The organism is Mycobacterium sp., assembly GCF_051006775.1.
GTDB lineage: Bacteria > Actinomycetota > Actinomycetes > Mycobacteriales > Mycobacteriaceae > Mycobacterium.
Window position 1 is genome coordinate 1 of the sequence record NZ_JBPCSX010000152.1, and the last position, 7,293, is coordinate 7,293.

Here is a 7,293-nt window from a genome sequence, read left to right on the forward strand (position 1 = left end):
CCGGCCGCGGCGTACTCCAGTCCGGTGCCGTCGATGGTGACCAGCATCGCCCCGGATGCCAACTGCCCTGTGAGAGAGCGGGTCTCGCCATCCTCCACCCGAACCTGCGCGCCCTGCAGTGTGCCGGTGATCTCGATGCGGACGGTGCGGTCACCGCAGCGCAGCCGGATGGTCGTCGGAGCCGGAGCGCCCAGCCGCCAGCCGGACGGGTATTGCCACAGATCCACCGGGCGCGAGGGCCACCGCAGCAGCCAGCGATACGCAGCGGCCGCGATGAGCGCATCATCGCCGGCGGGGGCCGTGGTGAAGTGCAGCCGCTCGAGCAGTCCGGTGTCGAGATGGCCGGCCACCACATCGGCATCGGCCAGCACGAAACGCAGGAACTCGGCGTTGGTTCCCACACCCAACACCGCGGTCCCGGCGAGCGCACGGTCCAGACGACGCAGCGCCTCGGAGCGGTCTGGGGCGTGGGCGATCACCTTGGCCAGCATCGGGTCGTAGTCACTGCCCACGGTCGTCCCGGCCCTCAGACCCGAGTCGACCCGAACGCCGCGCCCGGCCGGTTCGATCACCGCCAACACCGGCCCACCGGTCGGCAGGAAGCCCGCGGCGGGATCCTCGGCGTAGAGCCGCGCCTCGATGGCGTGTCCGCGCAGGACGATGTCGTCCTGGGTGTGCGGTAACCGCTCACCCGCCGCAATCCGGACCTGCCACTCGACCAGATCCCATCCGGTGACCAGTTCGGTCACGGGGTGCTCCACCTGCAGGCGGGTGTTCATCTCCATGAAGAAGAACTCATCGGGGGCATCAGCCGACACGATGAACTCGACGGTTCCGGCACCCACGTAGTCGACGCTGCGCGCGGTGTCACAGGCGGCAGCACCGATGCGGGCCCGGGTCGCCGGATCCAGCAGTGGCGACGGCGCCTCCTCGATGACCTTCTGATGCCGGCGCTGCAGACTGCACTCCCGCTCACCCAGATGCAGGACCGTGCCCTGCCCATCGGCGAGGACCTGGACCTCGATATGCCTGGGCCGCAACACGAACCGCTCCAGGAACAACGTGTCGTCACCGAATGCCGACCCCGCTTCACGCCGGGCCGTGGCGAGTGCGGCCGGCAGTTCGGCAGCCTCGTCGACCCTCCGCATGCCCTTGCCGCCGCCGCCGGCCGACGGCTTGACCAGCACCGGGTAGCCGACCTTCTCCGCGGCGGCGATCAGGGCGGCATCGGAGAGCCCAGGCTCGGCGATACCGGGAACCACCGGGACACCGAAGGCCGAGACCGAGTTCTTGGCCGCGATCTTGTCGCCCATGGTGCGGATGGCAGCGGTAGGCGGCCCGATGAACACCACACCCGCGGCCGCCAGTGCGGCGGCGAAATCGGCGTTCTCCGAGAGGAACCCGTAGCCGGGGTGCACCGCCTGCGCGCCGGCGCGAACGGCGGCATCTACAACAGCGTCGATGTCCAGATAGCTCTGCCGGGCCGGCGCCGGACCGATCCGCACCGCAATATCCGCCTCGACGACGTGACGGGCGGCGGCGTCGGCATCGCTGTAGACGGCCACCGATTCGATGCCCATGGCTCTGAGCGTGCGGATCACCCGCACGGCGATTTCGCCCCTGTTGGCGACAAGGATCCTGGTGAACACCGTCACATCCTGAAAACGCCGTAGGAGACCGGTTCGACCGGCGCATTGCCGACAACCGAAAGGGCCAGCCCCAGAACAGTTCTGGTGTCAGCGGGATCGATCACACCGTCATCCCACAGGCGCGCGGTGGAGTAGTACGGATTGCCCTGCTGCTCGTACTGGGCCCGGATCGGCGCCTTGAAGGCCTCCTCCTGCTCGGGAGTCATGTCGCCGCGCACGGTGGCCAGCACCGAGGCGGCCTGCTCACCACCCATCACCGAAATCCGGGCGTTGGGCCACATCCACAAAAACCGCGGCGAATACGCGCGTCCGCACATCGAATAGTTGCCCGCACCGTGGGATCCGCCGATCACCACGGTCAACTTGGGAACCCGCGCGCACGCGACCGCGGTCACCATCTTCGCACCGTGTTTGGCGATACCGTCGGCCTCGTAATCGCGGCCCACCATGAAGCCGGTGATGTTCTGCAGGAACAGCAGCGGGATCACCCGCTTATCGCAGAGTTCGATGAAATGCGCCGCCTTGAGAGCCGATTCGCCGAACAGCACACCGTTGTTGGCGACAATTCCGACCGGGTGGCCGTGGATGTGGGCGAATCCGGTGACCATGGTGGTGCCGTACTCGGCCTTGAACTCACTGAACGCGCCGCCGTCGACAATGCGGGTGATCACCTCGTGGACGTCGTATTGCACCCGGGCGTCCACCGGCACCACGTCGTACAGCTCGCTCTGGTCGGCGATCGGATCTCGTGCCTCGCGGACGTCCCAGGGCGGCATCGCACGACGACCCAGAGTGTCGACGATGCGCCGCACGATCGCCAATGCGTCGCGGTCGTCGCGCGCGAGATGGTCGGTCACACCGGACTTCCTGGAGTGCAGATCACCGCCGCCGAGATCCTCGGCAGTCACCACCTCGCCGGTGGCGGCCTTCACCAGCGGCGGACCGCCCAGGAAGATAGTGCCCTGGTTGCGAACGATCACCGCCTCGTCGCTCATCGCCGGCACGTAAGCGCCACCGGCAGTGCAGGATCCGAGCACCGCGGCAATCTGGGGCACACCGGCCGCGCTCATGGTGGCCTGGTTGTAGAAGATCCGGCCGAAGTGATCGCGGTCCGGGAACACCTCGTCCTGACGGGGCAGGAACGCACCGCCGGAGTCCACCAGATAGATGCACGGCAGGCGGTTCTGAGCGGCGATCTCCTGGGCGCGCAGGTGCTTCTTGACCGTCACCGGGTAGTAGGTGCCGCCCTTGACGGTGGCGTCGTTGGCCACCACCATGCACTCACGCCCCGCTATCCGGCCGATCCCGGTGATGATGCCGGCCGCCGGGCACTCGTCGTCGTACATACCGTCGGCGGCCAACGGCGCAACCTCCAGGAACGGGCTGCCCGGGTCCAGCAGTCCGTCGACCCTGTCGCGGGGAAGCAATTTCCCACGGGCGACATGCCGCTCGCGCGCCCGCTCCGGTCCGCCGAGAGCGGCGGTGTCGAGTTTCGCGCGCAGTTGGCCGACGAGTTCCAGGTGCGCGTCGCGGTTTGCGGCCGTTGCCATGCGGAGGCGTCCTTTGAGTTAATGACGACTAACTAATGTTAGGTTTATGAAGATTAACCCATGACCACACTCACTCCGCGCAGCAGGCAGAAGTCCGACCGGCGCTCGCAGCTGCTCACAGCCGCCGAGCAGCTGATGGCCGACCGCGGCTACCTCGCGGTGCGACTCGAGGACATCGGCGCGGCGGCCGGGGTCAGCGGCCCGGCCATCTACCGGCACTTCCCCAACAAGGAAGCCCTGCTGGTCGAACTCCTGGTGGGTATCAGCACCCGGCTGCTGGCCGGCGCGCAGGCGGTGGTTGCCGATGGTGACGACCCGGCGGCCACACTCGACGGGCTCATCGAGTTCCACCTCGACTTCGCCCTCAGCGAGCCGGATCTGATCCGGATCCAGGACCGGGACCTGGCCAATCTGCCGGCCGCGGCGCAGCGGCAGGTCCGGCGTGCCCAGCGGCGGTACGTCGAGACCTGGGTGGGTGTGCTGCGGAGGCTGGACCCGCAGCTTGCGGAGGCCGATGCGCGAGTCGTGGCCCACGCCGCATTCGGGCTGCTCAATTCCACCCCGCACTCGACCACGACGGCCGGACAGGACCGCTCACGCGAGGTGCTCCGGGCGATGACGGCAGCGGCCCTGCGCACCGGTCAGTACCGGTAGCAGGGTCCGCAGGTAGCCTGCTTGTCGTGAGGTTGGCATGAGCGATCCCAACAATCCGGACTGGTCGGATCCGACCCAGGCGGGCTATCCGCCCACCACCGACCCGGCCTACTCGGGGCAGTACTGGGGACCCCAGGGGCAGACCTACTACGGGGCGCCCACCGGTGCGCCGATGACCGGACCTACCCAGCAGCTGCCCCCGTACTGGCAGACAGCCGGCTACCCGGGCAATCAGCCGCCACCTCCCCCGCCGCCGCCGAAGTCACCGCGCTGGTTGTGGATCGCCGCCGGCGCGGCCGTGTTGCTGGTGTCCGGCCTGGTGCTTGCCCTGGTGATCGTCAGCGGCAGAGCGCGGCAGTCCACGGTGGTGGCCCCGTTGCCCACGACCACACTTCCGTCGGCCCCGCGGATCACGACGGTGCCCACGGTGCCCACGGTGCCGACCCCCACCACCACACGATCACCGCGACCGACCGCGACGCAGCCCACGACCGAGGTGCCCAGCACCCCCGCGCTTCCGGGTGAGAGCACCGTCGCCCCGACCGGGACCGAGAGCGTCGTCTACAACGTCACCGGTGAAGGACGGGCCATCAACATCACCTACGTCGACACCGGCGGCGTGATGCAAACCGAGTTCAACGTGGCGCTGCCGTGGAGCAAGGAGGTCAGCCTCGGCGCACCGGCGAAGACCTCCGCGAGTGTGGCGGTGGTCAACGTCGGCCGAGACGTCACCTGCAGCGTGTCGGTCAATGGCGCCCAAGTCCGTCAGCGCACCGGCCGCGGGCTGACCATCTGCACCGGGGTCGCTTAACGCACGTGCGCCGGGACGCGCACGGTAATCATCCCGAGAAGTCCCGCGCACAGCACCGTCAGGATCCCGGCCAACCCGGCCCGGTCGGCGTGGAAGTAATCCACGAAGACGAAGAACAACCACGGCGCGAGGAAGGCCACCGCGCGCCCGGTCATCGTGTAGAGACCGAATACGACGGCCTCCTTACCCTCTCCGGTCATCCGCAGCAGCAGGGTGCGAGCCGCCGACTGGATCGGGCCGACGAACAGGCAGAGCAGCAGACCGCACGCCCAGAACGCGGCCGGGCCCGACTACGCCATCAGAGTCGCTCCCACGATGATCATGGCGACAAGCGAAACCACGATCACCGGTTTGGCGCCGACCCGATCGTCGAGCCGACCACCCGCCACCGCTCCGAGTGCGGCGACGGTGGACGCGACGTCTCAGAACATCAGCACATCGGCCTGTGAGATGCCGTAGACACTGACCCCCAGCACCGCGCCGAACGCGAACACTCCGGCGAGTCCGTCGCGGAAAACCGCACTGACGATGAGGTAGTAGACCAGGTTGCGATCGCGTTGCCACTCGTCGCGCAGATCCGACCACAGTTGCCGGTAGGCGCCCAGCGGACTCGGGATCCGCTCCCCCTCGTCAGCGGCTCCGACGGTGAAGGAGTGTGCCGTCAGCAGCAGTGGCAGGGCGAAGAGCACCAGCCATACCGCAGCCAGGATCATCGCCGCACGCACATTCTGACCGTCGGCCACCGGCAGTCCGAGCAGGCCGCGTCGCGGCCCGTCCCCCCGGATGAAACCGAAGTAGACAAGCAATAGCAGCATGACGCTGCCGCTGTAGCCGGCTGCCCAACCAAGTCCTGATACCCGCCCGGCGGTGCGCGGCGTGCACAACTGTCGCAGCATCGCGTTGTAGGGAACGCTGGCCAGATCGCCGCATGCCGCGGTAAGCGCGAGCAACGCCAGACCCGGCGCCAGATAGCGGGGATCCTCGCGGATCAAACTCATCGCGAGGGTGAACGCGGCGGCAAGCGCCGTCAGCGCCGTGAGGACCACCCGCCGTCGGCGCGGCGCCTGCACCACGACTCCGATAAGGGGCGCGAGCAATGCCACCGCGATACCGGCGAAGGTCAGCGTCCGGCCGAGCCAGCTGGCCGGTGAGGTGTCGCCGCCGACATCGCGCCCGACTGCGCTGGTGAGGTACACCGAGAACACGAAGGTGGCGACAATGGCGTTCAGCCCGGTCGACCCGCAGTCCCATAGGGCCCACGCGGCGACCCGGCGCCTGTTCATGCGGGCAACCCTATCCAGCCCCCTACGATTGCCGCATGCCTGTCCCCCCACCGTCACCGACCAGCCGGGCCGTCGTCACCGGAGCCTCCCAGGGCATCGGCGAGGCCCTCGCCACCGAGTTGGCGGCGCGCGGTCACAGCCTGATCATCACCGCGCGCCGCGCGGAGGTCCTGGAGGAACTCGCCGCACGCCTCACCGAACGATTCGGTGTGACGGTGGAGGCCCGCGCCGTCGACCTGGCCGACCCTCGCCAGCGCGCCGGATTGGCCGACGAACTGGCCGAGCGCGACATCTCCATCCTGTGCGCAAACGCCGGCACCGCCACCTTCGGGCCGGTGGCCGGGCTGGATCCGGCCGAGGAGAAGGCACAGGTTCAGCTCAACGTGCTCGGGGTGCACGACCTGGTGCTCGCGGTGCTGCCCGGCATGGTGGCCCGGCAGTGCGGCGGCATCCTGATCTCCGGTTCGGCGGCCGGCAATTCGCCGATTCCGAACAACGCCACCTATGCGGCGACCAAGGCGTTCGCCAACACCTTCAGCGAGTCACTGCGCGGTGAGTTGAAGGACTCCGGGATTCACGTCACCGTCCTGGCGCCGGGGCCGGTGCGCACCGAGTTGCCCGACCCCGCGGAGCAGTCGCTGGTGGAGAGGTTGATCCCGGACTTCCTGTGGATTGACACCGAGTACACGGCGCGGATTTCACTGGATGGCCTGGAGCGCAACAAGATGCGCGTGGTCCCCGGGGTGACTTCGAAAGCGATGTCGGTGGCCAGCGGGTACGCGCCGCGCGCCATCGTGACGCCGATCGTGGGTGCGATCTACCGGAAGCTGGGTGGGGGCTAGACCGTCTCGGCGAACAGATTGCGCGCGGTCGGCGAGGTCGGTACGGTCTGCGGATCCGGATAGGTGCCCAGCACCCGGTCGGCTGTACCCGGGCTGGTGACGGCGAACCAGTAGTGCTCATTCTTGAAATGATGCAGCCGGTGATTGCGCCAAATTGCCTGGTAGACAGCATGTTTCGGGTGATAGTCGGTGTGCACCAGATAGTGCGTCCACTCGTAAACAAGTCCGATGGCGAACGTCACCACCAGAAAGGTCAGCCCCAGAGCCGTCCTCGGGAAGATCCAGAGTCCGACGATCAACGCCGAACCCACTGCGCCGTAAAGGGACTGCATCGGGATGAAGATGAGCGGAATGGCCCTCGGCTCGACGTGGTGTTCACGATGTTTACGAGCCAGCACGGGGTCGATCGTGATCCCGGCCACCCGACGCGGCCGCCAGTGCAGAACGATGACGTGCATCATCCACTCCAGGAATGGGAATCCGGCCCGCATCACCAGTGGCAGA

6 protein-coding genes and 1 pseudogene are annotated in these 7,293 nt (G+C 68.0%); 3 read left to right on the plus strand and 4 right to left on the minus strand.

Features of this window, described 5'->3' with window-relative positions; all coding sequences use genetic code 11:
- The coding region (locus tag ACR2JI_RS11120) for an acetyl-CoA carboxylase biotin carboxylase subunit (protein ID WP_526390132.1) at window positions 1-1,649 on the minus strand (1,649 nt) is incomplete at its 3' end.
- A 2-nt stretch (window positions 1,650-1,651) separates the two neighbouring features.
- Window positions 1,652-3,199, minus strand: coding sequence for a carboxyl transferase domain-containing protein (locus ACR2JI_RS11125; protein ID WP_526390133.1), 1,548 nt, complete (start codon window positions 3,197-3,199; stop codon window positions 1,652-1,654).
- Window positions 3,200-3,259: 60 nt separating this feature from the next.
- On the opposite strand from ACR2JI_RS11125, the gene ACR2JI_RS11130 reads away from it, so the two are divergent.
- Together ACR2JI_RS11130 and ACR2JI_RS11135 are read left to right on the plus strand one after the other, a co-directional pair.
- Window positions 3,260-3,853, plus strand: coding sequence for an SACE_7040 family transcriptional regulator (locus tag ACR2JI_RS11130; RefSeq protein ID WP_526390134.1), 594 nt, complete (start codon window positions 3,260-3,262; stop codon window positions 3,851-3,853).
- Window positions 3,854-3,890: 37 nt separating this feature from the next.
- Window positions 3,891-4,664, plus strand: coding sequence for an MmpS family transport accessory protein (locus tag ACR2JI_RS11135; RefSeq protein WP_526390135.1), 774 nt, complete (start codon window positions 3,891-3,893; stop codon window positions 4,662-4,664).
- On the opposite strand, the pseudogene ACR2JI_RS11140 reads toward ACR2JI_RS11135, so the two are convergent.
- A pseudogene (locus tag ACR2JI_RS11140) lies at window positions 4,661-5,947 on the minus strand (MFS transporter). The gene ACR2JI_RS11135 and the pseudogene ACR2JI_RS11140 sit on opposite strands and share 4 nt — an antisense overlap.
- 35 nt (window positions 5,948-5,982) lie before the next feature.
- Here ACR2JI_RS11140 and cmrA point away from each other — a divergent pair.
- On the plus strand, window positions 5,983-6,789 hold the full coding sequence (cmrA, locus tag ACR2JI_RS11145; protein ID WP_526390136.1) for a mycolate reductase: 807 nt from the start codon (window positions 5,983-5,985) through the stop codon (window positions 6,787-6,789).
- Here cmrA and ACR2JI_RS11150 read toward each other — a convergent pair.
- Window positions 6,786-7,293 (minus strand): sterol desaturase family protein (locus tag ACR2JI_RS11150; protein ID WP_526390137.1); only part of this gene is annotated, 508 nt, incomplete at its 5' end. The two genes, cmrA and ACR2JI_RS11150, sit on opposite strands and share 4 nt — an antisense overlap.